Annotated in this window: 20 protein-coding genes; 11 read left to right on the plus strand and 9 right to left on the minus strand. The window is 70.3% G+C overall.

What is annotated here, in order from left to right; genetic code table 11:
- Positions 1-10: 10 nt before the first annotated feature.
- The 4 genes from ACFVYN_RS33470 to ACFVYN_RS33485 form a co-directional block, all read right to left on the minus strand.
- Complete coding sequence (locus ACFVYN_RS33470) at positions 11-967, minus strand: carbohydrate kinase (RefSeq protein WP_390005552.1); 957 nt, start codon at positions 965-967, stop codon at positions 11-13.
- Positions 964-2,142 carry a LacI family DNA-binding transcriptional regulator gene (locus ACFVYN_RS33475; protein WP_390005554.1) on the minus strand — a complete coding sequence of 393 codons (1,179 nt, stop codon included), beginning with the start codon at positions 2,140-2,142 and terminating at the stop codon, positions 964-966. The genes ACFVYN_RS33470 and ACFVYN_RS33475 overlap by 4 nt, the downstream gene beginning before the upstream one ends.
- A 106-nt stretch (positions 2,143-2,248) precedes the next feature.
- Complete coding sequence (locus tag ACFVYN_RS33480) at positions 2,249-3,229, minus strand: hypothetical protein (protein ID WP_390005555.1); 981 nt, start codon at positions 3,227-3,229, stop codon at positions 2,249-2,251.
- A gap of 519 nt (positions 3,230-3,748) precedes the next feature.
- Positions 3,749-4,375, minus strand: a complete 627-nt coding sequence (locus tag ACFVYN_RS33485; protein ID WP_390005557.1) for a maleylpyruvate isomerase N-terminal domain-containing protein — start codon at positions 4,373-4,375, stop codon at positions 3,749-3,751.
- A gap of 110 nt (positions 4,376-4,485) precedes the next feature.
- Between ACFVYN_RS33485 and uvrC the strand changes: the two genes are divergently transcribed.
- From uvrC to pgi, 11 genes are all read left to right on the plus strand, one after another.
- Positions 4,486-6,540: an excinuclease ABC subunit UvrC gene (gene uvrC / locus ACFVYN_RS33490; RefSeq protein WP_390005558.1), complete on the plus strand. Its 2,055-nt coding sequence runs from the start codon at positions 4,486-4,488 to the stop codon at positions 6,538-6,540.
- The gene (gene rapZ / locus ACFVYN_RS33495; protein ID WP_390005560.1) at positions 6,537-7,496 is read left to right on the plus strand and encodes an RNase adapter RapZ; all 960 of its coding nucleotides are present in this window, start codon (positions 6,537-6,539) and stop codon (positions 7,494-7,496) included. Before uvrC ends, rapZ begins: the two co-directional genes overlap by 4 nt.
- A complete protein-coding gene (gene yvcK / locus ACFVYN_RS33500) occupies positions 7,493-8,560 on the plus strand; it encodes a uridine diphosphate-N-acetylglucosamine-binding protein YvcK (protein WP_390005561.1) in 1,068 nt (355 codons plus the stop codon). Before rapZ ends, yvcK begins: the two co-directional genes overlap by 4 nt.
- Entirely contained in the window at positions 8,551-9,540 is a 990-nt protein-coding gene (gene whiA, locus ACFVYN_RS33505) for a DNA-binding protein WhiA (protein ID WP_390005562.1), read from the plus strand. The genes yvcK and whiA overlap by 10 nt, the downstream gene beginning before the upstream one ends.
- Before the next feature lie 167 nt (positions 9,541-9,707).
- Entirely contained in the window at positions 9,708-12,659 is a 2,952-nt protein-coding gene (locus tag ACFVYN_RS33510; protein ID WP_390005564.1) for a M14 family zinc carboxypeptidase, read from the plus strand.
- 214 nt (positions 12,660-12,873) lie between these two features.
- Positions 12,874-13,884, plus strand: a complete 1,011-nt coding sequence (gap, locus tag ACFVYN_RS33515; protein ID WP_007381239.1) for a type I glyceraldehyde-3-phosphate dehydrogenase — start codon at positions 12,874-12,876, stop codon at positions 13,882-13,884.
- A 122-nt stretch (positions 13,885-14,006) separates the two neighbouring features.
- Positions 14,007-15,218 (plus strand): phosphoglycerate kinase, encoded by a 1,212-nt coding sequence (locus ACFVYN_RS33520; protein ID WP_390005566.1) that lies wholly within the window; start codon positions 14,007-14,009, stop codon positions 15,216-15,218.
- A gap of 6 nt (positions 15,219-15,224) precedes the next feature.
- Positions 15,225-16,001, plus strand: a complete 777-nt coding sequence (gene tpiA / locus ACFVYN_RS33525; protein ID WP_390005568.1) for a triose-phosphate isomerase — start codon at positions 15,225-15,227, stop codon at positions 15,999-16,001.
- Between the two features lie 103 nt (positions 16,002-16,104).
- Positions 16,105-16,335, plus strand: a complete 231-nt coding sequence (gene secG, locus ACFVYN_RS33530; RefSeq protein WP_031057628.1) for a preprotein translocase subunit SecG — start codon at positions 16,105-16,107, stop codon at positions 16,333-16,335.
- A 214-nt stretch (positions 16,336-16,549) separates the two neighbouring features.
- Positions 16,550-16,885 (plus strand): RNA polymerase-binding protein RbpA, encoded by a 336-nt coding sequence (locus tag ACFVYN_RS33535; RefSeq protein WP_003957010.1) that lies wholly within the window; start codon positions 16,550-16,552, stop codon positions 16,883-16,885.
- 333 nt (positions 16,886-17,218) lie between these two features.
- Positions 17,219-18,874 carry a glucose-6-phosphate isomerase gene (gene pgi / locus ACFVYN_RS33540; protein ID WP_390005570.1) on the plus strand — a complete coding sequence of 552 codons (1,656 nt, stop codon included), beginning with the start codon at positions 17,219-17,221 and terminating at the stop codon, positions 18,872-18,874.
- Positions 18,875-18,939: 65 nt separating this feature from the next.
- Here the strand turns inward: pgi and pgl are convergent, their stop codons facing one another.
- The 5 genes from pgl to tkt are packed head-to-tail and all read right to left on the minus strand — an operon-like array spanning position 18,940 to position 25,662.
- Positions 18,940-19,722, minus strand: a complete 783-nt coding sequence (pgl, locus tag ACFVYN_RS33545) for a 6-phosphogluconolactonase (protein WP_390005572.1) — start codon at positions 19,720-19,722, stop codon at positions 18,940-18,942.
- On the minus strand, positions 19,719-20,885 hold the full coding sequence (gene opcA, locus ACFVYN_RS33550; RefSeq protein WP_390005574.1) for a glucose-6-phosphate dehydrogenase assembly protein OpcA: 1,167 nt from the start codon (positions 20,883-20,885) through the stop codon (positions 19,719-19,721). The genes pgl and opcA overlap by 4 nt, the downstream gene beginning before the upstream one ends.
- Positions 20,882-22,408 carry a glucose-6-phosphate dehydrogenase gene (zwf, locus tag ACFVYN_RS33555; protein WP_390005629.1) on the minus strand — a complete coding sequence of 509 codons (1,527 nt, stop codon included), beginning with the start codon at positions 22,406-22,408 and terminating at the stop codon, positions 20,882-20,884. Before zwf ends, opcA begins: the two co-directional genes overlap by 4 nt.
- A 1-nt stretch (position 22,409) precedes the next feature.
- Entirely contained in the window at positions 22,410-23,528 is a 1,119-nt protein-coding gene (gene tal / locus ACFVYN_RS33560) for a transaldolase (RefSeq protein WP_390005576.1), read from the minus strand.
- Positions 23,529-23,559: 31 nt separating this feature from the next.
- Positions 23,560-25,662 carry a transketolase gene (tkt, locus tag ACFVYN_RS33565; protein WP_390005578.1) on the minus strand — a complete coding sequence of 701 codons (2,103 nt, stop codon included), beginning with the start codon at positions 25,660-25,662 and terminating at the stop codon, positions 23,560-23,562.
- Positions 25,663-25,930: the final 268 nt, after the last annotated feature.

Genomic DNA, 25,930 nt, shown 5'->3' on the forward strand with positions numbered 1-25,930 from the left:
GCTCGCTCCGCTACAGCTCGCCCAGCTCGCCCAGCTCGCCCAGCTCGCCCAGCTCGCCCAGCTCGCCCAGCTCGGACGCGTACGGCGGCTGTGCCCCGGCTCGTGAGCAGGTGATCGCCGCCGCGCGTGCCGCGAACCGCAGCAGCCGGGTCCAGTCCTTCACCCCGAGGCCGGCGAGCGCCTCCGGGGACAGCGCGTCGAGGGTGGCCAGGCCGTGCAGCAGGGCGGCGTTCACCGTGTCGCCCGCGCCGATGGTGTCCACGACGTCGACCTTCTCGCCCGGCACCGGCAGCACCGCCCCGTCCCGGGTGAACACGGTCAGCCCGTCACCGCCCTGGGTGATGACGACGGCCGAGGGCCCCACGGCCAGCCACTCGCGCGGGGTGCCGCCCAGCCACCGCGCGTCCTCCTCGGAGAGCTTGAGCAGCGACACCGATGGCAGCCAGCTCTTGAACCGGGCCCGGTAGGCGTCCGCGTCGGGGATCAGCCCGGCCCGGATGTTCGGGTCGAGCGCGGTGAACACACCTTGCGCGGCCGCGGTCCGCAGCAGCTCCTCGTAGGCGCTCGCCCCCGGTTCCAGGACGAGCGAGCAGGTGCCGAAGGACACCGCGCGCGTGCCGGCGGGAAGTTCGGCGGGGGCGGCGAAGAGCCGGTCGGCGGTGCCGTCGACGTAGAAGGAGTAGGCGGCCGAGCCGTTGGTGTCGACCGTGGCGACGGCGAGCGTGGTGGGCTCCGGACCGCGCTGCACGGCGGACACGTCCACCCCCGCCTTCCGGAGTCCGTCGAGCAGGGCCTCGCCGAAGGCGTCGAGCGAGGTGCGCGAACAGAAGGCGGCGGGGGAGCCGAGCCGGCCGAGGGCCACGGCGGTGTTGTAGGGGCCGCCGCCGAGCGCCGGCTTGAGACCCGCGAGGGCACCCGTGCCCTGCGGAACCAGATCGATCAGGGCCTCACCAGCGACGACGATCACAAAACCGTTCCTTTCTGAGAATGCGGGGGCTGCGAGGGCCGCGCCCGCTGTCCGGAGTCGGGGCAGCCGCACGACGTGCGATGCACGAACGTGCAGTCGAGGCGCACGGTCCGGGCAGGACGGTCCGGCGTGTCGAGCCGTTCCAGGAGCACACGGACCGCCTGCGCGCCGATCTCCCTGCTGGGCTGGGCGATGGCAGTGAGCCGGGGCGAGAACAGATCCGCCCAGGCGAAGTCGTCGAAGCAGCACAGGGCGAGGTCGTCCGGCACCGAGAGGCCGTGCTCGCGCAGGGCACGCAGGGTACCGATGGTCATCGCGTTGTTGGCAGTGACGAGGGCGGTGGGCGGCGCGGCGAGGGCGAGCAGGGTGGCCGTGGCCCGTTCGGCTCCGGCCGCCTCGGAGTCGCCGTGGACGACCAGGTGATCGTCGTAGGGGATGCGGGCGGTGGTGAGGCCCTGCCGGTATCCGGTGATCCGCTCGGCGGTGGTGCTCAACCCGGGCAGGCCCGCCACCAGACCGATGCGCCGGTGACCGAGTCCGGCGAGGTGTGTGACCAGCCCGGCCATCGGCTCGGTGTTCTCGGCGCAGACCTGGTCGAAGAGCCGGGGGCCGTCCGCCGGGGCATCGAAAGCACTGCTCGCCATACGGTCAGTACCGTCGGCCATACGGTCAGCAGGGTCGGCCATACCGTCAGCATCGTCGGCCGTACCGTCACTGCCGGTCACCCCGTCGATCACCCGGTCCAGGAACACCGTCGGTACCTGGTGGCGCCCGAGGTAGGACACGAGCTCACGCGGGTCGGCGGAGGGCGCGACGATCATGCCGTCCACGCGCCGTTCGTGGAGCAGCTGGACGACCTTGCGCTCGTGCACGGGATCGTCGTGCGGGTCGGCGATGAGCAGGCTGTACCCGTGTTCCAGCGCCCCCGCCTCGACGCCCTGGAGGATCTCCGTGAAGTACGGATTGCTGATCGCCGACACCGCGAGCCCGATGGAGCGGGTGCGGGAGGTCACCAGGGAGCGGGCGAGGGTGTTGGGGGTGTAGCCGAGCTCGTCTACGGCGTCCAGCACGGCTTGGCGGGTGTGGGGCAGGACCGGCCGGGTGCCGTTGAGGACGTGCGAGACGGTCGCCACGGAGACTCCCGCGCTGCGTGCCACGTCGGCCATGGTCGGCATCGGGTTCCCCTCCCGGAACGGCGGGGCACCGGAACGGCAGCCCACGGCCGGGAAGGTATCCCATTCAGCGGCGCACGTAAACGCTTGCGCAAACGTTTACGTCACGTCACCGGTCCGACGGCACCGCTCCCTGCTCCCAGTCCCACCCGATCCCCACGGCTCCGGACCGTACCCGTGGCTCGACCAGGTGGACCGAGTGGTGGTGGCCGGTGAGGGACAGCTCCTGACGGCCGCTGCGGGGCGCGGCGGGGGAGTGCTGGGCGAAACGGTGGCAGCGCAGCGGCAGGGCGTTCTCGTCGAACCGGACCTGGAGCGCGTACTGCCCGCCGGGCGAGCCGAAGCCGCGGACGTACTCGCGGGACACCCCGGCCGTGCCGTCCTCGATGCCGTAGCGGAACAGGAAGGTGTCCCCGGCGCGCAGCCGGGCGTCGAGGAGCAGCTCGGCCACGAGCACCCCGGTGTCGTGGTGCGAACGGACGCGCCCCGTACGGCAGTTCTCCAGCGCGTGCACGGTCATGCGCTCCGGCACGCACCCCGGGTCGCCATGGTGCACGGCGATGAAGCGGTCGACGCCCTCGCGGTGGGCGCGCACGATGTGGTGGGACTCGCGGCTGCGCAGCTCGCGGCGCGCCCCGATGCCTATGCGCTCGTGGTGGCCGAGGGTGTGCAGCCCGCCGTCGGGCGGCGAGTCCAGGTCGCCCAGCAATTGTCCGAGAATGTCCGAGGCTGCGAGGAGTGAGCGGTACGAACGGGTCGCGGGCCGCTCGGCGGCCGACCGGTCGTCGTCCTCGGCGAGCAGCCGGATCAGCGACTCCTCCGGCAGCTGGAGGATCTCCTCCAGCGCCCGTACGGCCCGCAACGACTCGGGACGCTGCGGGCGCCGGGCGCCCTGCTGCCAGTAACTGAGGCTGGTGACGCCGACCTTGACCCCGTAGCGCGACAGATGGTGCTGGACGCGCTGGAGCGGCAGCCCCCGTGCGGCGATCGCCGCGCGCAGCGCGACATGGAAGGGGCCGCCGCGCAGGGCCGAGTCCAGTTCCGCGTCGGCGACGCTCAGGTCGTCCGCGTGCTGTGTGGCGTGCGGCATGCAGGGGCCTTTCTGTGCAGGTCCGGGCGGCTGGTCAGGCCGTTCGCGAGGGTGTGCCGGGGCCGTCCGTGGCAGTGCCGGGGGAGGCTTCACATCCGTACGCCGTCGTTCCCGGCCCCGAGTTCCCCCGCATTGAAGCGTGTTGACCAAGTCCCGACAACACCTGCCGCCGAACGGTGGTGCACTCCCGGCCGCTCGGCGGCCCGTGCGCTCAGGTGGCGGGGTCCTGCTCGTCGCCGTCCGGCAGCGTCCTGATCGCCCGTGCCGACAGCGCCGACTTGGGCAGGAGCCCGTGCGCCGCACTGCCGGCGATCAGCTCCCCGAAGTCCTCACGCGTGCGTGGAGATCACGAGCTGTTCTCCGCCCAGCGCCGCGACGGCCCCTCGCGCGTCCGAGCGCCCGCGAACGCGAGATTCTCCCCTGATGGCCGAGGGCCGCTCCGACGCCGGCGTCGGCCGCCGCCTGCGGGTCACCGAGGGCACCGAGGACCACCGCCGGTCCACCCGGCGGAGGCGGGCGTCAGAACGCCGCGATCGGAGCGGTGGTCCGTTCCCGGCGGGCGAGGGTGCGCAGCACCGGAAGGAAGCCGTGCCGGGCCACGGCGATACGGGTGAGACAGTCGGTGACCGCGTCGGAGGCCTCGGCGGACACCTCCGGTGTGGGGACCTCCAGACTGACGGCCAGGTCGTCGAGGTGGACCACGAGTTCCACGAGACGGGTGAGCAGGCATTGGTCGAGCGGCAGGACGTGGGTGAACACACCGACGGGCCGGTCGGGCGGCATGGCCGGCAACTGCGCCGCGAGCCGGGCACGAGCGGTGTCGAACGCCTCGGCCAGGGCGTCGGGTCCACCGGCCGCCTCCTGCTCGCCCAGCTCGCGGATCCGCAGCGGCACCGCGTCGTCCGGATCCGGCGCCGGGCCGAGACCGGCCAGGAAGTAGGTGACCGCGTCAACGGGAGTCCGGTCCGCGGGGGGTGGCGAGGCGAGCCAGCGCTCGACGTTGAGGACGGCTCGGGCCAGATGGCCGGCCAGGCCGCTGATCCGGAACAGATCCAGTGCGCTCGGCCGCTCCCAGCGTTCGGCCAGTACCGGCGAACGCAGCAGGCGGGACGCGACCTCGGCGGTGTCGAGAAAGGCGGAGATCATCCCGGGAGGTTAGCGGCCGACCCGGTACCTCGCCATGAGCCGCCGGACGGACTTCGGGCGTTGTCCACAGGCTCGCCGGACTGTCAGCCCTCGCCAGTAGGGTGTGACACATGGCCGACCCCTCCAGCTACCGCCCCAAACCAGGGGAGATCCCGGACACCCCCGGGGTGTACAGGTTCCGCGACGAGCACCGCCGGGTGATCTACGTCGGAAAGGCGAAGAGCCTGCGTCAGCGCCTGGCGAACTACTTCCAGGACCTGGCGAGCCTGCACCCCCGCACCCGCACGATGGTGACCACGGCCGCGTCCGTGGAGTGGACGGTGGTGTCCACCGAGGTCGAGGCCCTCCAGCTGGAGTACTCCTGGATCAAGGAGTTCGACCCCCGGTTCAACGTCAAGTACCGCGACGACAAGAGCTACCCGTACCTCGCGGTGACGATGAACGAGGAATTCCCGCGCGTGCAGGTGATGCGCGGCCACAAACGCAAGGGCGTGCGGTACTTCGGGCCGTACGGGCACGCGTGGGCGATCCGCGACACCGTCGACCTCCTCCTGCGCGTCTTCCCCGTCCGCACCTGCTCCGCCGGCGTCTTCAAGAACGCCACCCGCACCGGCCGCCCCTGCCTCCTCGGCTACATCGGCAAGTGCTCGGCGCCCTGCGTCGACCGCGTCTCCGCCGACGAACACCGCGACCTGGCCGAGGAGTTCTGCGACTTCATGGCCGGCCGCACCGGCACCTACATCCGCCGTCTGGAGAAGCAGATGACGGACGCGGCCGAGGAGATGGAGTACGAGCGGGCGGCCCGTCTGCGCGACGACATCGGGGCCCTGAAGAAGGCCATGGAGAAGAGCGCCGTCGTGCTCGCCGACGCGACCGACGCCGACCTGATCGCGGTCGCCGAGGACGAGCTGGAGGCCGCCGTCCAGATCTTCCACGTGCGCGGCGGACGCGTGCGCGGACAGCGCGGCTGGGTCACCGACAAGGTCGAGGAGATCACCACCGGCGCCCTCGTCGAGCACGCCCTCCAGCAGCTCTACGGCGAGGAGAAGGGCGACTCGGTGCCCAAGGAGGTCCTCGTCCCCGCCCTGCCCGAGCCGGTCGAGCCCGTCCAGGAGTGGCTCGCCGAGCGCCGCGGGTCGGGCGTCTCCCTGCGCATCCCGCAGCGCGGCGACAAGAAGGCCCTGATGGAGACCGTGCAGCGCAACGCGCAGCAGGCACTCGTCCTCCACAAGACCAAGCGTGCCTCCGACCTGACCACGCGCTCGCGTGCCCTGGAGGAGATCGCCGAGGCCCTCGACCTCGACAGCGCCCCGCTCAGGATCGAGTGCTACGACATCTCCCACCTCCAGGGCGACGACGTGGTCGCGTCCATGGTCGTCTTCGAGGACGGGCTCCAGCGCAAGAGCGAGTACCGCCGCTTCCAGATCAAGGGATTCGCGGGACAGGACGACGTCCGGTCCATGCACGAGGTGATCTCCCGCCGCTTCCGGCGCTATCTCGCCGAGAAGGAGAAGACGGGCGAGTGGGTTGACGACCTTCCCGAGGAGGGCACCACCGAGAACGGCCTCAAGGACGACGACGGCCGCCCCAAGAAGTTCGCCTACCCGCCCCAGCTCGTCGTCGTCGACGGCGGACAGCCCCAGGTGGCCGCCGCCAAGAGGGCCCTGGACGAGCTCGGCATCGACGACATCGCCGTCTGCGGCCTCGCCAAGCGCCTGGAGGAGGTCTGGCTGCCGGAGGACGACGACCCGGTCGTGCTGCCCCGCACCAGCGAAGGCCTGTACCTTCTCCAGCGGGTCCGTGACGAGGCCCACCGCTTCGCGATCACCTACCAGCGCACCAAGCGGGCCCAGCGCTTCCGGTCGAGCCCGCTCGACGACGTCCCCGGCCTCGGGGACACACGCAAGCAGGCCCTGCTGAAACATTTCGGGTCCTTGAAGAAACTACGATCCGCCACCATCGACCAGATCTGCGAGGTCCCCGGCATAGGCCGCAAGACGGCCGAGACGATCGCCGTGGCCCTCGCCCAGGCGGCCCCGGCCGCGCCCGCCGTGAACACGGCGACTGGAGAGATCATGGATGAGGAGGAACCCGGCACCACGGGTTCCGGCGGGGACCCCGTGACGGCGGGTGCCCCGGACGAACGACGGGGGCAGGAGACATGAATGTGAACGAGCACGAAGAACAACGGAGCCAGGGCGGAGACGACGCACAGGCGAACACGGGCGCGCCCCTCGACGCGGCCGGGGTCCCGGAGGCGGCCATCCCCGAGCTGGTGATCATCTCCGGCATGTCCGGTGCCGGCCGCTCCACCGCCGCGAAGTGTCTCGAGGACCTCGGCTGGTTCGTCGTCGACAACCTCCCGCCCGCGCTGATCCCCACCATGGTGGAGCTCGGCGCCCGCTCCCAGGGCAATGTCGCCCGGATCGCGGTGGTCGTCGACGTCCGCGGCCGGCGCTTCTTCGACAACCTCCGCGAGTCCCTCGCCGACCTGGAGGCCAAGCACGTCACCCGGCGGATCGTCTTCCTGGAGTCCTCCGACGAGGCCCTGGTGCGCCGCTTCGAGTCCGTGCGCCGCCCGCACCCCCTGCAGGGCGACGGCCGCATCGTCGACGGCATCGACGCCGAGCGCGAGCTCCTGCGCGAGCTGCGCGGCGACGCCGACCTGGTCATCGACACCTCCAGCCTCAACGTGCACCAGCTGCGCGCCAAGATGGACGCCCAGTTCGCCGGCGAGGAGGAGCCCGAGCTCCGCGCCACCGTCATGTCCTTCGGGTTCAAGTACGGCCTGCCGGTCGACGCCGACCTGGTCGCGGACATGCGGTTCCTGCCCAACCCGCACTGGGTCCCGGAGCTGCGCCCCTTCACCGGCCTCAACGAGGAGGTGTCGGCGTACGTCTTCAACCAGCCCGGCGCCAAGGAGTTCCTCGACCGCTACGCCGAGCTGCTGCGCCTCATCGCGGCCGGTTACCGCCGGGAGGGCAAGCGGTACGTGACCATCGCCATCGGCTGCACCGGCGGCAAGCACCGCTCGGTCGCCACGTCGGAGAAGCTCGCCGCGCGCCTGGCGGCCGAGGGTGTGGAGACGGTGGTCGTACACCGGGACATGGGACGGGAATGACCGCACGTAGTCCGCGGCTGAGCAGGCTGCGCCGGGTCGTCCCCGAAGGGCGGGCGACCCGGACCGTCGAGACCCGCGGGGCAAGGCCCCGCCGGCGCGGTGCCCAGCCCAAGGTGGTGGCGCTCGGCGGCGGCATGGGCCTGTCCGCCTCGCTCGCCGCCCTGCGCCGGATCACCGGCGACCTCACCGCCGTCGTCACCGTGGCCGACGACGGCGGCTCCAGCGGGCGCCTGCGCGACGAGCTGGGCGTGCTGCCGCCCGGCGACCTGCGCAAGGCGCTGGCCGCGCTGTGCGGTGACGACGAGTGGGGCCAGACCTGGGCCCGGGTCATCCAGCACCGCTTCCAGTCCAAGGGCGACCTGCACGAACACGCGGTCGGCAATCTGCTGATCGTCGCCCTGTGGGAGCAGCTCGGCGACCACGTCCAGGCACTCGACCTGGTCGGCAGGCTCCTGGGCGCGCACGGGCGCGTGCTGCCCATGTCCGCCGTACCCCTGGAGCTCCAGGCCCTGGTCAAGGGGCACGACCCGGACCGGCCCGAGGATGTGGACACCGTACGGGGACAGGCGACCGTGGCGCTGACCCCGGGCGAGGTGCAGTCCGTGCACGTGGTGCCGAACGACCCGCCCGCCGTCCCCGAGGTGCTGGAGGCGGTCCGGGACGCGGACTGGGTGGTCCTCGGCCCCGGCTCCTGGTTCTCCTCGGTCATCCCGCACCTGCTGGTGCCCGAACTCCTGGACGCCCTCACCCAGACGAAGGCGCGCCGGGTACTCTCCCTGAACCTCGCACCGCAGCCGGGAGAAACCGATGGCTTCTCCCCGCAGCGTCATTTGGAGGTTTTGGGACGACACGCCCCTAAACTCGCCCTGGACGTGGTGCTGGCCGACCAGGCCGCCGTGCCCGACCGCGATTCCCTGACCGATGCCGCCAAGCGGTTCGGCGCCGCGGTCGAGCTGGCGCCGGTGGCCCGGCCCGACGGGACCCCGAGGCACGACCCGGAGCTGTTGGCCGCCGCGTACGACCGTATTTTTCGGATGCATGGAAGGATCGGCCCATGGCGATGACGGCAGCGGTGAAGGACGAGATCTCCCGGCTCCCCGTCACCCGGACCTGCTGCAGAAAGGCGGAGGTCTCCGCCATCCTGCGGTTCGCCGGCGGCCTCCACCTGGTGAGCGGGCGCATTGTGATCGAGGCGGAGCTGGACACGGCGATGGCGGCCCGCAGACTCAAGCGGGACATCCTGGAGATCTTCGGCCACAGCTCCGAGCTGATCGTGATGGCACCGGGCGGGCTGCGCCGCGGTTCGCGTTACGTCGTCCGGGTCGTGGCCGGCGGTGACCAGCTGGCCCGTCAGACCGGTCTGGTCGACGGCCGGGGCCGCCCGATCCGGGGGCTGCCGCCGCAGGTCGTCTCCGGTGCCACCTGTGACGCCGAGGCCGCCTGGCGCGGGGCCTTCCTGGCGCACGGCTCGCTCACCGAGCCCGGCCGCTCCTCGTCCCTGGAGGTGACCTGCCCGGGACCGGAGGCCGCGCTCGCGCTGGTCGGTGCCGCCCGGCGCCTGCAGATCCCCGCGAAGGCCCGAGAGGTCCGCGGTGTGGACCGCGTGGTCGTCCGGGACGGTGACGCGATCGGCGCTCTGCTCACCCGACTGGGTGCCCACGAGTCGGTGCTCGCCTGGGAGGAGCGCCGGATGCGCCGCGAGGTGCGGGCCACGGCGAACCGTCTCGCCAACTTCGACGACGCCAACCTCCGCCGCTCCGCACGCGCGGCCGTCGCCGCCGGAGCCCGGGTCCAGCGGGCCCTGGAGATCCTCGCCGACGACGTGCCCGAGCACCTCGCCGCCGCCGGAAGGCTGCGCATGGACCACAAGCAGGCCTCCCTGGAGGAGCTGGGCGCGCTCGCCGACCCGCCGCTGACCAAGGACGCCGTCGCCGGCCGTATCCGCCGGCTGCTGGCCATGGCCGACAAGCGCGCCTCCGACCTCGGCATCCCGGGCACGGAGTCCAGCATCACCGAGGAGATGGCCGACAACCTGGTCGGCTGACCGTCCTTCACCTCGCCGGTGCCGACGCCCACTTGGGACGTCGGCACCGGCGTTCGCGTGTCCCGCGCAGGCGTTTGCGTATCCGTGAGGCACCCTTGACTGGATCATGAACTGTCATGAGCCTGGCATCTGTTCGCTGCTGTGGCGGACCATCGCAAGGGGGGTTCATGAGACGAAGAGCGAGACCGATCCTCGCCGTTGGCGCACTCCTGCTCGGCGGCGTGGGCATCGCACCCGTCGCCCAGGCAGCGCAGAGCGCCGGTTCTCCTGATCCGAACGAGGTCAAGGTCTTCCGCGCCGAGGTCACCAGCGGGCAGGTACCCCTGCTGCTGGCGGCCGGGCAGGACGGCCACGAACTGAGCGAGCAGGTGCCCGCGAAGGGCACCGCGACCGTCGAGGTCTACCTGACCGACCAGGAGGCCCAGAAGCTCGAAGGGCAGGGCGTCGAACTCACCGAGCACACCCTGACCGCCAAGGCCGAGGCCCGCGTGGACAAGGCCGCCGAGGGCGTGTTCCGGCCGTACAGCGGAAGCGGCGGACTCCGGGAGGAGATCCTCGCGACCGCCCGGGCCAACCCCGGCCTCACCAAGGTCGTCTCCATCGGCAAGACCGTCAACGGCAAGGACATCCTCGCGCTCAAACTGACCAAGAACGCGAAGAAGTCCAAGGACGGCGCCAAACCCTCCGTCCTCTACATGTCCAACCAGCACGCGCGCGAGTGGATCACGCCGGAGATGACCAGGCGGCTGCTCCACTACTACGTGGACGGTTACAAAACCGACAAGCGCCTCAAGAAGATCGTCGACTCCACCGAGCTGTGGTTCGTCCTGTCGGCCAACCCCGACGGCTACGACTACACCTTCCAGAACGACGACAACCGCCTGTGGCGCAAGAACCTGCGCGACAACAACGGCGACGGCACCATCGGCGTCGGCGACGGCGTCGACCTCAACCGCAACTTCTCCTACAAGTGGGGCTACGACAACGAGGGCTCGTCCCCCAACCCCACCAGCGAGACCTACCGCGGCACGGCCCCCTCCTCGGAGCCCGAGACCAAGGCGCTGGACGCCTTCGAGAAGCGGATCGGCTTCACGTACGGCATCAACTACCACTCCGCCGCCGAACTCCTCCTCTACGGCGTCGGCTGGCAGGTGGCCACCGACACGCCCGACGACACCATGTACAAGGCGCTCGCCGGCACCCCGGACAACTCGGCGATCCCGGGCTACCGTCCGCAGGTCTCCTCGGAGCTGTACACCACCAACGGCGAGGCGGACGGCCACGCGTCGAACGTCAACGGCCTGGCGATGTTCACCCCCGAGATGTCGACCTGCCAGACCGCCTCGGACCTCGACCCGAACGACCAGTGGAACGCGGCGGACTGCCAGTCGGTCTTCAACTTCCCGGACGACGAGAAGCTGATCCAGCAGGAGTTCCAGAAGAACATCCCCTTCGCGCTCTCCGTCGCCGAGTCCGCGGCCAGGCCCGATCAGCCGAAGTCCTCGCTCGGCCTGAACGCCGCCGACTTCACCCCCAAGCCCTTCACCACGTCCTACTCGCGCGGCGCCGACCAGGAGGTCTCCGTCGTCGTACGCAAGGCGGTGCGTGACAAGGAGCTCAAGTACCGCGTCAACGGCGGCCGTACGAAGCACGAGGCGCTCAGGGCCTGGAAGGGCGGTGAGACGTACGGCGGTGAGGACAACCTGTACTTCGACGAGTACCGGGCCAAGGTCCCCGACGGCGATTCCGGCGACAAGGTCGAGGTCTGGTTCACCGGCCGGTCGAAGAGCAAGAAGCCCGTCTCCAGCGCGCACTTCACGTACACCGTGGCCGAGCGGCCCCGCGCGGACGTGCTCGTGGTCGCCGAGGAGGGCGCGACCGCCGCACAGGCGCAGACCTACGTGGACGCCCTCAAGGCGGCCGGGCGCAGGGCGATCGTCTGGAACGTCGCCACACAGGGCGCGCCCGACGCGCTCGGCGTGCTGGACCACTTCAAGTCGGTCGTCCACTACACGGGCGCCGGCGTCCCGGGCAATCCCACCCAGCTCCAGCTGCGTGCCTTCCTGAACGAGGGCGGCAAGCTGGTCGAGGCGGGCGAACGGGCCGGCGGCAACGTCGACCTGGGCGGCGGCACCCTGTCGAACGACTTCAGCCAGTACTACCTGGGCGCCTACACCCGTACGACCCTGCCGGGCGCCACGGCCTTCCAGGGCACCGGCAAGCTCGCCGGAGCCGGCGCGAGCCTCGGGGCCGCCCCCGGCAACCCGCTGGACGCGGCCGGATCCTTCAGCGTCACCTCGGACAACCTGCCCGCGGCCACCTTCCCGCAGTTCGCGAGCGCGGGAGCGGGCACCTACCCCGGCACACCCAACCCGTACGGACCCTACGAGGGCGCCTCCATGGCGGCCGTCACGCACAGCGACTACGCCTGGAACCGCCTCACCCGCACCATCGACCTCACCCAGGTCACCGCCGCGCAGGCACCCACCCTGCGCAGCCGGCTGCTGTGGGACACCGAGGAGGGCTACGACCACGCAGTCCTGGAGGCGCACACCGCCGGGGCCGAGGACTGGACCACGCTCCCGGAGAAGAACGGCGCCACCAGCAACGCCGTACCCGCCGAGTGCGAGGCCGGGTTCTTCATCGCGGCCCACCCCGCGCTCAAGCGGTATCTGACGCAGGGCACCGGCGGCTGCACCGCCTCCGGCACCAGCGGCCGGTGGAACAGCCTCACCGGGGCGTCGGCCGGCTGGCAGGAGGTCTCCTTCGACCTCTCCGCGTACGCCGGCAAGAAGGTCGAGGTGTCCTTCAGCTACATCACCGACCCCGGGTCCGGGGGGCGCGGTGTCCTCCTCGACAACGCCTCCGTCGTCGTCGGCGGCCAGGCCGTGGAGACCGAGGGCTTCGAGACCTCGCTCGGCTCGTGGAGCGTGCCCGGACCGCCCGCGGGCAGCCCCGCGGTCGTGAAGGACTGGGGGCGCGCCGGAGAGCTGTTCAAGACGTACGGCGCGGTCACCACGGACGACACCGTGCTGCTGGGCTTCGGCCTGGAGCACGTCACCGCGGCGGCCGACCGCACGGCTCTTCTCACCAAGGCGCTCGCGGCCATCGGCGGGTGAACCCGGGATGACCCGACGCGGTCGTTCCGGGTGACCGGAGCTTTCGGTCCGGGGCGGTCCGTACCCCTACTGGCGGGTACGGACCGCCCTGCCGTGTATGGGGCATCTCGATGTCACTGCGCCGGGCTCAGGGAGGTAGGGTCGGGGGTGGTCGGGGACATCCCATACAGCTCGCCGGATTCGAACCCGGCGTACCAACGAGGAGATCGGTTTCGTGACGATCCGCGTAGGCATCAACGGCTTTGGCCGCATCGGTCGTAACTACTTCCGCGCGCTGCTGGAGCAGGGTGCTGACATCGAGATCGTGGCTGTCAACGACCTGGGTGACACCGCGACCACCGCTCACCTGCTCAAGTACGACACCATCCTGGGCCGACTGAAGGCCGAGGTGTCGCACACCGCCGACACGATCACCGTCGACGGCCACACCATCAAGGTGCTCTCCGAGCGCAACCCCGCCGACATCCCGTGGGGCGACCTCGGCGTCGACATCGTCATCGAGTCGACCGGCATCTTCACGAAGAAGGCCGACGCCGAGAAGCACATCGCGGGCGGCGCCAAGAAGGTCCTCATCTCGGCTCCGGCCAAGGACGAGGACATCACCATCGTGATGGGCGTCAACCAGGACAAGTACGACGCGGCCAACCACCACGTCATCTCCAACGCCTCCTGCACCACCAACTGTGTGGCGCCGATGGCCAAGGTTCTGGACGAGAACTTCGGCATCGTCAAGGGCCTGATGACGACGGTGCACGCGTACACGAACGACCAGCGGATCCTGGACTTCCCGCACTCGGACCTGCGCCGCGCCCGCGCCGCCGCCGAGAACATCATCCCGACCACGACGGGTGCCGCCAAGGCCACCGCGCTGGTGCTCCCGCAGCTCAAGGGCAAGCTGGACGGCATCGCGATGCGCGTCCCGGTCCCGACCGGCTCGGCCACCGACCTGGTCGTGACGCTGCAGCGCGAGGTCACCAAGGACGAGGTCAACGCCGCGTTCAAGAAGGCCTCCGACGACGGCGACCTCAAGGGCTTCCTGACCTACACCGAGGACCCGATCGTCTCCTCGGACATCGTCGGCGACCCGTCGTCCTGCACCTTCGACTCCTCCCTGACCATGGTCCAGGAGGGCAACACGGTGAAGATCCTCGGCTGGTACGACAACGAGTGGGGCTACTCCAACCGCCTCGTCGACCTCACGGTCTTCGTCGGCAACCAGCTCTGATCGACCGATCAGGCACCTAGGTGTGTGAGCAGGGCTCGGGCAGCGTGAGGACGCGTTGCCCGAGCCCTGACTCACGTGATCAGCTTTCCCTCGATCCAGAGCCCTCCTCAGGAGTCCCCTTCATGAAGACGATCGACGAACTCCTCGCCGAAGGCGTGGCCGGCAAGCGGGTCTTCGTCCGCGCCGACCTCAACGTGCCGCTGGACGGCACCACCATCACCGACGACGGCCGTATCCGCGCCGTCCTGCCGACCGTGAAGGCCCTCGCCGAGGCGGGTGCCCGCGTGGTCGTCGCCTCCCACCTGGGCCGCCCCAAGGGTGCCCCGGACCCGGCCTTCTCCCTGGCCCCGGCCGCCGCCCGTCTGGGTGAACTCCTCGACGCCTCCGTGGCGTTCGCGACCGACACGGTGGGCGAGTCGGCCACCGCCACGGTCGCGGGCCTCGCCGACGGCCAGGTCGCGGTCGTCGAGAACCTCCGCTTCAACGCCGGCGAGACCGCCAAGGACGACGCCGAGCGCGGCGCCTTCGCGGACCAGCTGGCCGCCCTCGCCGACGTCTACGTCGGTGACGGCTTCGGCGCCGTGCACCGCAAGCACGCCTCCGTCTTCGACCTCCCGGCCAGGCTGCCGCACTACGCCGGCTACCTGATCGCCACCGAGGTCGGCGTCCTGAAGAAGCTCACCGACGACGTGCAGCGGCCCTACGTGGTCGTGCTCGGCGGCGCCAAGGTCTCCGACAAGCTCGCCGTCATCGACCAGCTGCTCGGCAAGGCCGACCGCATCCTCATCGGCGGCGGCATGGCCTTCACCTTCCTCAAGGCCAAGGGCCACGAGGTCGGCGCCTCCCTCCTCCAGGAGGACCAGATCCCGGCGGTCCTGGAGTACATCGAGCGCGCCGAGAAGACCGGCGTCGAGCTGGTCCTGCCGGTCGACGCCGTGGTCGCCCCCGCCTTCCCGGACCTGAAGACCAAGGCCCCGGCCGACGCCACCACCGTCGCCGCGGACGCCATCCCGGCCGACCGGATGGGCCTGGACATCGGCCCGGCGTCCGGCAAGCTGTACGCCTCGAAGATCACCGACGCCGCCACCGTCTTCTGGAACGGCCCGATGGGCGTCTTCGAGCACCCCGAATTCGCCGAGGGCACCAAGGCGGTCGCCCAGTCTCTCCTCGACTCCTCGGCCTTCACGGTCGTCGGCGGTGGCGACTCCGCCGCCGCTGTCCGCATCCTGGGCTTCGACGAGAACGCATTCGGCCACATCTCGACCGGTGGCGGCGCCTCCCTCGAATACCTCGAGGGCAAGACGCTCCCCGGCCTCGCCGCACTGGAGGACTGACCCCGCATGACCACTCGCACGCCGATCATGGCGGGCAACTGGAAGATGAACCTCAACCACCTCGAGGCCATCGCGCACGTCCAGAAGCTCGCCTTCGCCCTCGCGGACAAGGACTACGAGGCCGTCGAGGTCGCCGTCCTGCCGCCCTTCACCGACCTGCGCTCCGTGCAGACCCTGGTCGACGGCGACAAGCTCAAGATCAAGTACGGCGCCCAGGACCTCTCGGCGCACGACTCGGGCGCCTACACCGGCGAGATCTCCGGTTCGATGCTGGCCAAGCTGAAGTGCACGTACGTGGCGATCGGCCACTCCGAGCGCCGCCAGTACCACGCCGAGACCGACGAGATCGTCAACGCCAAGGTCAAGGCCGCCTACAAGCACGGCCTCACCCCGATCCTGTGCGTCGGCGAGGAGCTGGACGTCCGCGAGGCGGGCAACCACGTCTCCCACACCCTCGCCCAGGTCGAGGGCGGCCTCAAGGACCTCCCGGCCGAGCAGGCCGAGTCCGTCGTCATCGCCTACGAGCCCGTCTGGGCCATCGGTACCGGCAAGGTCTGCGGCGCCGAGGACGCCCAGGAGGTCTGCGCCGCCATCCGCGGCAAGATCGCCGAGCTGTACTCGCAGGAGCTGGCCGACCAGGTCCGCATCCAGTACGGCGGCTCCGTCAAGGCCGGCAACGTCGCCGAGATCATGGCGCAGGCCGACATCGACGGCGCCCTGGTCGGCGGTGCCTCGCTGGACGCCGAAGAGTTCGTCAAGATCGTGCGCTTCCGGGACCAGTGAGTAGGCCCTAGCGGCGATCCGTCGTACTCTTGCGGGGGCATGGCCCTGGAGGCCGTGCCCCCGTCGTTCATCCGAATCCGAGAGAGTTGGTCCAGCCGTGGTTATGGGGTTCTCGATCGCCCTGATCATCTTCAGCGGTCTGATGATGCTGCTGGTGCTCATGCACAAGGGCAAGGGCGGCGGCCTCTCCGACATGTTCGGTGGCGGTATGCAGTCCTCCGTCGGCGGATCTTCGGTCGCCGAGCGCAACCTCGACCGGATCACCATCGTGGTCGGTCTGCTCTGGTTCGCGTGCATCATCGTGCTCGGTCTCCTCATGAAGACGAACAGCTGAGCGGCCACACCACACACAGCACGTCCATTCCGCACGTAAGGCCCCATGTTCGGTACGCGCAGCTGAGCGCGGCCTATCATGGGGCTTGCGTCTAGGTGTGGGAGCTGTAACTCCAATCACTGGACGCGCGTTGGGCCTTACGTAGACTGAGGCGCTCGCAACGAAGCGACACGTCGACTCGCTTCGCGGCACCATCACGCAGGGAGTTACGACCGTGGCAAGTGGCAACGCGATCCGAGGTAGCCGGGTCGGGGCGGGGCCGATGGGCGAAGCCGAGCGGGGCGAGTCCGCGCCCCGTCTGCGCATCTCCTTCTGGTGCTCCAACGGGCACGAGACGCAGCCCAGCTTCGCCAGCGACGCGCAGGTCCCCGATACCTGGGACTGCCCGCGCTGCGGCTTTCCCGCCGGACAGGACCGGGACAACCCGCCGGACCCGCCGCGCACCGAACCGTACAAGACGCATCTCGCGTACGTACGGGAGCGGCGCAGCGACGCGGACGGCGAGGCGATCCTCGCCGAGGCGCTCGCCAAACTGCGGGGCGAGATCTAGGAGTCGAGAGCCGGCCGGGTACCGAGGGGTGCCCGGCCGGAGCGGTTTCACGGCCGCTGCCCGGCCGCCTGTCAGTGGCGGCCTCTCGCACAGCTGCGGTCTGCCGCGTTGACGGTCGATGCGGTACGAGGGCTGCCGACCGCCCACCTCGCGGGTCGCCGTCGTGCTCGGCCGCGCCCGGGCCCCTCTCCGACCTCGCCTCGCTGATACCCGCGCTCCGCGCGCACGTACCTGTGGTTGCGCCGGGCGCCGACGCCGGCACGGCTTGCGCCCCGCGATGATCAACTAGTTTGGAACAGCTGGGACAGGCACGAAAGAAGGCTGAAGTCGGACATGAACGCAGACGGCCGTACCAGGCTCAACCGGACGCCCGCATGGACCGCGCTGGCCGAGCACCGCGAGGAGCTCGGCGAGGTGCGGCTGAGGGAGCTGTTCGCCGCCGACCCCGGGCGCGGTACCGGGTACACGCTGCGGGTCGGTGACCTGTACGTCGACTACTCCAAGCAGCTGATCACCGACGAGACACTGCGGCTGCTGCGTGAACTCGCCGCCGCGACCGACGTCTTCGGCCTGCGGGACGCCATGTTCCGCGGCGAGAAGATCAACACGACCGAGGACCGGGCCGTACTGCACACCGCTCTGCGCGCCCCGCGGGACGCGGTGATCGAGGTCGACGGGGAGAACGTCGTCCCGCGCGTGCACGCCGTGCTCGACAGGATGAGCGACTTCGCGAGGCGGGTGCGCTCCGGCGAGTGGACCGGCCACACCGGTCGGCGGATCAAGAACGTCGTCAACATCGGTATCGGCGGCTCCGACCTGGGCCCCGCGATGGCGTACGAGGCGCTGCGCGGCTTCACCGACCGCGACCTCACCGTCCGCTTCGTGTCGAACGTCGACGGCGCCGACCTGCACGAGGCCACCCGTGACCTCGACGCCGCCGAGACGCTGTTCGTCATCGCCTCCAAGACCTTCACCACGATCGAGACGATCACCAACGCCACCTCGGCCCGCGAGTGGCTGCTCGGTGAGCTGAAGGCCGGTCAGGAAGCCGTCGCCCGGCACTTCGTGGCGCTGTCGACCAACGCGGAGAAGGTCTCGGACTTCGGCATCGACACGGCCAACATGTTCGAGTTCTGGGACTGGGTGGGCGGCCGCTACTCCTACGACTCGGCGATCGGTCTCTCCCTGATGATCGCCATCGGCCCGGACCGCTTCCGCGAGATGCTCGACGGCTTCCACCTCGTCGACGAGCACTTCCGCACCGCCCCCGCCGAGTCCAACGTGCCTTTGCTGCTCGGCCTGTTGGGCATCTGGTACGGCAACTTCCACGACGCGCAGTCGCACGCGGTGCTGCCGTACAGCCACTACCTGTCCAAGTTCACCGCCTATCTCCAGCAGCTGGACATGGAGTCCAACGGCAAGTCGGTGGACCGTGACGGCAACCCGGTCCAGTGGCAGACCGGACCAGTGGTGTGGGGGACGCCCGGCACCAACGGGCAGCACGCCTACTACCAGCTCATCCACCAGGGCACCAAGCTGATCCCGGCGGACTTCATCGGCTTCGCGGAGCCGGTCGCCGAGCTCTCCGACGGGCTCAAGGCCCAGCACGACCTGCTCATGGCGAACTTCTTCGCCCAGACCCAGGCGCTGGCCTTCGGCAAGACGCCGGACGAGGTGCGGGCGGAGGGCGTTGCCGAGGAACTGGTCCCGCACAAGACGTTCAAGGGCAACCACCCGACGACGACGATCCTGGCCCGTGAGCTGACCCCGTCCGTCCTCGGCCAGCTCATCGCCCTCTACGAACACAAGGTGTTCGTCCAGGGCGCGGTCTGGAACATCGACTCCTTCGACCAGTGGGGCGTCGAGCTCGGCAAGGTCCTCGCCAAGCGAGTCGAACCGGCCCTCACCGAGGGCGTGGAGGTGCCGGGCCTGGACCCGTCCACCAAGGCCCTGGTGACGACGTACCGGGAGCTGCGCGGACGGCAGTGAGAACGCGGACGCCGGGCCCCTCCTGGAGGGGCCCGGCGTCGACTGCCGTACGTGGGCGGAGGGTGTTACGCCGAAGACGGCGGATACAGCGACCTCGGCAGCTGGGAGGCCGCCGCCGAGTCCAGCAGCCACAGGGTGCGGGCCCGGCCGCGGGCCCCCGCCGCCGGGGCCTGGATCTCGCCCGCGCCGGACAGGGCGATCGCCGCGGCCTGTGCCTTGTCCTCGCCGGCCGCGAGCAGCCAGACCTCGCGGGCGGCGCGGATCGCGGGCAGGGTCAAGGAGATCCGGGTCGGCGGGGGCTTCGGGGCCCCGTGGACACCGACGACCGTGCGTTCCGTCTCCCGGACCGCCGGGAGCTCGGGGAACAGGGACGCCACATGGGTGTCCGGACCGACGCCGAGCATCAGCACGTCGAAGGTCGGGACCGCGCCATGGTTTTCGGGGCCGGCCGCACGGGCCAGCTCCTCGGCGTAGGCCGCCGCCGCGGCCTCGACGTCGTCCCCGTGGGGACCGTCCGACGCGGGCATGGCGTGCACGCGCTTCGGGTCCAGCGGCACCGCGTCGAGCAGGGCCTCGCGGGCCTGCGTGTCATTGCGCTCCGGGTCGCCCTCGGGCAGGAAGCGCTCATCGCCCCACCACAGGTCCAGGCGGCCCCAGTCCACGGCGTCCCGGGCGGGAGCCGCGGCGAGGGCGGCGAGCAGACCGTTGCCGTTGCGGCCGCCCGTGAGGACCACGGACGCCGAGCCCCGGGAGGCCTGCGCGTCCACGATCTTCGTGATCAGACGGGCCGCGGCGGCCTGCGCCATCAGCTCCTTGTCGTGGTGCACGACCAGCTGGGGGGTGCTCACTTCGCCGCCTTCCCGGACAGCCCGGAAGGGACCGGCTTCAGCGCTGCCGACGGCGCCGCTTCCTGCCCGGAAGCTTTCGCAGGGCCCTCGACAGGGGCTTTGACGGCGACTTCCGCGGAGGCTCCGGCTGTGACCGGCTCTCCGGAGCCAGGTCCTCCTTTGGCGTCTGAACCTTTGTCGCCCGAACCCTTGGCGCCGGCACCTTTGGCACTGGTCCCGGCTTTCGGAAAGGGCACCGACGGGTTCAGCCGTTCCACCCCGAACCGCAGCGCGGAGGCGTACGTGTCGTCCGGGTCCAGCCTGCGCAGCTCCTCCGCGATCAGCTCGGCCGTGTCCCGGCGCTTGAGCGCCACCGCACGGTTCGGCTGGCCCTGGATGGAGAGCGTGGCCAGCGAGCCGTCGGCGCGGTCCAGGACGATCGGACCGCTGTCCGTGTGCATGCGGACCGCCGTGAGGCCGGGACCGTTCGACAGCGACCGCTTCACCGGAACGTCCAGCCGGTCCGCCAGCCACATCGCCAGCAACTCGCAGCTCGGGTTGAACTCCTCGCCCTCCACCTCGACCGCCTCCACCTTGCAGGTGACCTGGTCGAGTGCGGCGGCCAGCATCGAGCGCCACGGTGTGATCCGGGTCCAGGAGAGGTCGGTGTCGCCCGGCGTGTAGGCGTCGGCGCGTGCTGTCAGCTCGCGCACCGGCTGCTCGGAGGAGTACGTGTCGGTGACCCGCCGCTGGGCGAGCGCCCCGAGCGGGTCCCCGGCCGGGTCCAGCGGGGCGTCCGCCGGCCACCAGACGACGACCGGCGCGTCCGGCAGCAGCAGCGGCAGGACGACCGACTGGGCGTGGTCGGCGACCTCGCCGTACAGCCGTAGCACCACCGTCTCGCCGGTGCCCGCGTCCGCGCCCACCCGCACCTCGGCGTCGAGGCGGGACTGGGTGCGGTCACGAGAACTCCGCGACACCCGCTTGATGACCACCAGCGTCCGCGAAGGGTGCTCGCGGGACGCGTCGTTGGCGGCCTTGAGGGCGTCGTAGGCGTTCTCCTCGTCCGTGACGATGACGAGGGTGAGCACCATGCCGACGGCCGGTGTGCCGATGGCCCGGCGGGCCTTGACCAGGGCCTTGTTGATCTTGCTGGCCGTGGTGTCCGTGAGGTCTGTCTTCATGGCCGGCGCCAGCTCCGTCCCTCTCGTGCGAGCATTTCGTCCGCCTCGACCGGGCCCCAGGTACCGGAGGGGTACTGGGCGGGCCTGCCGTGCGTGTCCCAGTACTCCTCGATCGGGTCGAGGATCTTCCAGGACAGCTCGACCTCCTCCGTACGGGGGAAGAGGTTCGAGTCGCCGAGCAGGACGTCGAGGATCAGACGCTCGTACGCCTCGGGTGAGGACTCCGTGAACGACTCGCCGTAGGCGAAGTCCATGGACACGTCCCGGATCTCCATCGAGGTGCCCGGCACCTTGGAGCCGAAGCGGACGGTGACGCCCTCGTCGGGCTGGACGCGGATGACGATCGCGTTGGAGCCGAGTTCCTCGGTGGCCGTCGTGTCGAAGGGGGAGTGCGGCGCCCGCTGGAAGACCACCGCGATCTCGGTGACCCGGCGGCCGAGCCGCTTGCCGGTGCGCAGGTAGAAGGGGACGCCCGCCCAGCGGCGGTTGTCGATCTCCACCTTGATGGCCGCGTAGGTGTCGGTCTTGGACTGCGGGTCGATGCCGTCCTCTTCGAGGTAGCCGACCGCCTTCGCGCCGCCCTGCCAGCCCGCCGCGTACTGTCCGCGCACGGTGTTCAGGCCCAGGTCCTTCGGCAGCTTCACCGCGCCGAGGACCTTGGTCTTCTCCGCGGCCAGCGCATCCGCGTCGAAGGAGGCGGGCTCCTCCATCGCGGTGAGGGCCATCAGCTGGAGCAGGTGGTTCTGGATGACGTCACGGGCGGCGCCGATGCCGTCGTAGTACCCGGCCCGGCCGCCGATGCCGATGTCCTCGGCCATCGTGATCTGCACGTGGTCCACGAAGGACCGGTTCCAGATCGGCTCGAACATGGTGTTGGCGAAGCGCAGCGCCAGGATGTTCTGGACGGTCTCCTTGCCCAGGTAGTGGTCGATGCGGAAGACCTGGTCCGGGGCGAAGACCTCCTCGACGGTCGCGTTGAGCTCCTCGGCCGACGTGAGGTTGTGGCCGAAGGGCTTCTCGATGACCGCGCGGCGCCAGGAGCCGCTCGACTGGTCGGCCAGCCGGTGCTTCTTCAGCTGCTGGATGACCACGGGGAAGGCCGACGGCGGCACGGACAGGTAGAAGGCGAAGTTGCCGCCGGTGCCCTGTGCCTTGTCGAGTTCGTCGATGGTGTCGCGCAGCCGCTCGAACGAGTCGTCGTCGTCGAAGGTGCCCTGGACGAAGCGCATCCCCTGGATGAGCTGCTGCCAGACCTCCTCGCGGAACGGCGTCCGGGCGTGTTCCTTGACGGCGTCGTGGACGACTTCAGCGAAGTCCTCGTTCTCCCAGTCCCGCCGGGCGAAGCCGACCAGTGAGAAGCCCGGCGGCAGCAGACCCCGGTTCGCGAGGTCATACACGGCGGGCATGAGCTTCTTTCGTGACAAATCGCCCGTGACGCCGAAGATGACCAGGCCCGACGGCCCCGCGATACGCGGGAGCCGTCGGTCGGCGGGGTCACGCAGCGGGTTGCTGCTCGACAAGATCTCAGCCCTCCGAAGGGGCGAGGCGCTGAAGCTCCGCCTCGGTCGACTTGAGCAGGTCGTTCCAGGCGGACTCGAACTTCTCGACGCCCTCGTCCTCCAGGAGCTGGACCACCTCGTCGTACGAGATCCCGAGCTTCTCGAGCGCGTCGAGCTCGGCGCGAGCCTGCTCGTAGGTGCCCGAGACGGCGTCGCCGCGGATCTCACCCTGCTCCTCGGTGGCGAACAGCGTCGCCTCCGGCATGGTGTTCACGGTGTTCGGCGCGACCAGTTCCTCGACGTACATGGTCTTCTTGTACGCCGGGTCCTTGACGCCGGTCGAGGCCCACAGCGGACGCTGCTTGTTCGCGCCGGCGTTCTCCAGCTTCGCCCAGCGCTCGCCCGAGAAGACCTCCTCGTACGCCTGGTAGGCCAGGCGCGCGTTGGCCAGACCGGCCTTGCCGCGGGCGGCCTTGGCCTCGTCGGTGCCGAGCGCGTCGAGGCGCTTGTCGATCTCGGTGTCCACGCGGGACACGAAGAAGGACGCCACGGAGTGGATCTTCGACAGGTCCAGACCCCGCTCCTTGGCCTTCTCCAGGCCGGCCAGGAAGGCGTCCATGACCAGGCGGTAGCGGTCGAGGGAGAAGATCAGCGTGACGTTGACGCTGATCCCGAGGCCGATGACCTCGGTGATCGCGGGGATGCCGGCCTGGGTGGCCGGGATCTTGATGAGGGTGTTGGGGCGGTCGACGAGCCAGGCGAGCTGCTTGGCCTCGGCGACGGTCGCCTTGAGGTTGTGCGCCAGGCGCGGGTCGACCTCGATGGACACCCGGCCGTCCTGGCCGCCCGTCGCGTCGAAGACGGGGCGCAGGATGTCGGCGGCGTCGCGGACGTCCGCCGTCGTGATCATGCGGATGGCCTCTTCGACGGACACCTTGCGGAAGGCCAGGTCGGAGAGCTGCTGGTCGTAGCCGTCGCCCTCGGAGATCGCCTTCTGGAAGATCGACGGGTTGGTGGTGACGCCCACGACGTGCTGCTGGTCGATCAGTTCGGCGAGGTTGCCGGACGTGATCCGCTTGCGCGACAGGTCGTCCAGCCAGATCGCCACGCCTTCCTCGGAGAGGCGCTTGAGTGCGTCTGTCATGGAATTACATCTCCTAAGTCGTATGTGAGCGTCAGCGCTGGGCGGCGGCGAGAGATTCCCGTGCCTGCGCGGCCACGTTCTCGCCGGTGAAGCCGAACTCCCGGAAGAGGACCTTGGCGTCCGCGGAAGCACCGAAGTGCTCCAGGGAGACAATGCGGCCGGCGTCCCCGACGTACTTGTGCCAGGTCAGACCGATGCCTGCCTCGACCGCGACACGGGCCCTCACGGACGGAAGCAGGACGCTGTCCCGGTACCCCTGGTCCTGCTCCTCGAACCACTCCACGCACGGCATGGAGACGACACGCGTCGGCACGCCGTCGGCCTGGAGCTGCTCACGCGCCTCGACGGCCACGTGCACCTCGGAGCCGGTGGCGATCAGGATGACCTGCGGGTCGGTGTCCTGCCCGGAGGGCCCTTCGGCCTCGAACAGGACGTAACCGCCCTTGACGGCGTCCTCGTTGGGCTCGTACGTCGGCACGCCCTGACGGGTCAGCGCCAGGCCGTGCGGGGCGCCCTTGCCGAACTTCTTGGTCCAGCGGCCCAGGATCTCGCGCCAGACGATCGCGGTCTCGTTGGCGTCCGCGGGGCGGACCACGTTCAGACCGGGGATCGCGCGCAGCGAGGCCAGGTGCTCGACCGGCTGGTGCGTCGGGCCGTCCTCGCCCAGACCGATGGAGTCGTGCGTCCACACGTACGTCACCGGCAGGTGCATCAACGCGGAGAGCCGGACGGCGTTGCGCATGTAGTCGGAGAAGACGAGGAACGTGCCGCCGTAGATACGGGTGTTGCCGTGCAGCGCGATGCCGTTCATCTCCGCGGCCATGGAGTGCTCGCGGATGCCGAAGTGGATCGTGCGGCCGTACGGGTCCGCCTCCGGCAGCGGGTTGTCCGCCGGGAGGAAGGAACTGTTCTTGTCGATCGTCGTGTTGTTCGAGCCGGCGAGGTCGGCGGAGCCGCCCCACAGCTCGGGGATCACGGCGCCGAGGGCCTGCAGGACCTTGCCGGAGGCGGCACGGGTCGCGACGCCCTTGCCGGGCTCGAAGACCGGGATCGCCGACTCCCAGTCCTTGGGCAGCTCACCCGCGGCGACGCGCTCGAACTCGGCCGCGCGCTCGGGGTTGTTGTTCCGCCACTCCTGGAAGGACTTCTCCCACTCGGCCTTCGCCTGGCGGCCGCGCTCCAGCGCCTGCCGGGTGTGGTTCAGGACCTCGTCGGACACCTCGAAGGACTGCTCCGGGTCGAAGCCCAGCACCCGCTTGGTCGCCGCGACCTCGTCGTCGCCGAGCGCCGAGCCGTGGGCGGCCTCGGTGTTCTGGGCGTTCGGGGCGGGCCAGGCGATGATCGAGCGCATCGCGATGAAGGACGGCCGGTCGGTGACCGCCTTGGCCTTCTGGATCGCCTCGAAGATCGCGACCGGGTCGAGGTCGCCGTTGGCCTGCGGCTCGACGCGCTGCACGTGCCAGCCGTACGCCTCGTACCGCTTGGTCGTCTCCTCGGAGACGGCCGTCTCGGTGTCGCCCTCGATCGAGATGTGGTTGTCGTCCCACAGCAGGACCAGGTTGCCGAGCTTCTGGTGGCCGGCCAGCGAGGACGCCTCGGCGGAGATGCCCTCCTGGAGGCAGCCGTCACCGGCGACGGCGAAGACGAAGTGGTCGAAGGGGGAGGTGCCCTCGGGAGCCTCCGGGTCGAACAGACCGCGCTCGTAGCGGGCGGCCATCGCCATGCCGACCGCGTTGGCGACCCCCTGGCCGAGCGGTCCTGTGGTGGTCTCGACGCCCTTGGTGTGGCCGTACTCCGGGTGGCCCGGGGTCTTCGAGCCCCAGGTGCGGAAGGCCTTGAGGTCGTCCAGCTCCAGGCCGAAGCCGGCCAGGTACAGCTGGGTGTAGAGGGTCAGGGACGAGTGGCCGGCGGACAGCACGAAGCGGTCGCGCCCGACCCAGTCGGGGTCGGCCGGGTCGTGCCGCATCACCTTCTGGAAGAGGGTGTAGGCGGCGGGAGCGAGGCTCATCGCCGTACCCGGATGGCCGTTTCCGACCTTCTGTACGGCGTCGGCGGCCAGGACGCGGGCGGTGTCGACGGCCCGCTGGTCCAACTCGGTCCACTCGAGGTCTGTGGTGGTCGGCTTGGTGCTCACCCTGGGTCAGGGCTCCTCTCCACATGTCACGCATGTCGAAATGCCGGTGCACGGGACGCCCGGCCGTTGTCGAGCCTACCCCCGCAAGTACGTGCGTTTTTTCGAGTCATTCCAGACTGCCGGGCCGGGCGGGGATCCGCCTCCCGACTGGCCCGTACCGGCATTCGGCAAGTGAATACGCAGCCGCTCGTACGAGTGCTCAACCGAGTGGCGCCGAGCTCTTCCGGGGCCGTCCCCGGACACGACCCGACCCCCGCGAATGCCCGGG

Origin of the sequence: Streptomyces sp. NPDC058307 (assembly GCF_042880295.1) — a bacterium.
Lineage (GTDB): Bacteria > Actinomycetota > Actinomycetes > Streptomycetales > Streptomycetaceae > Streptomyces.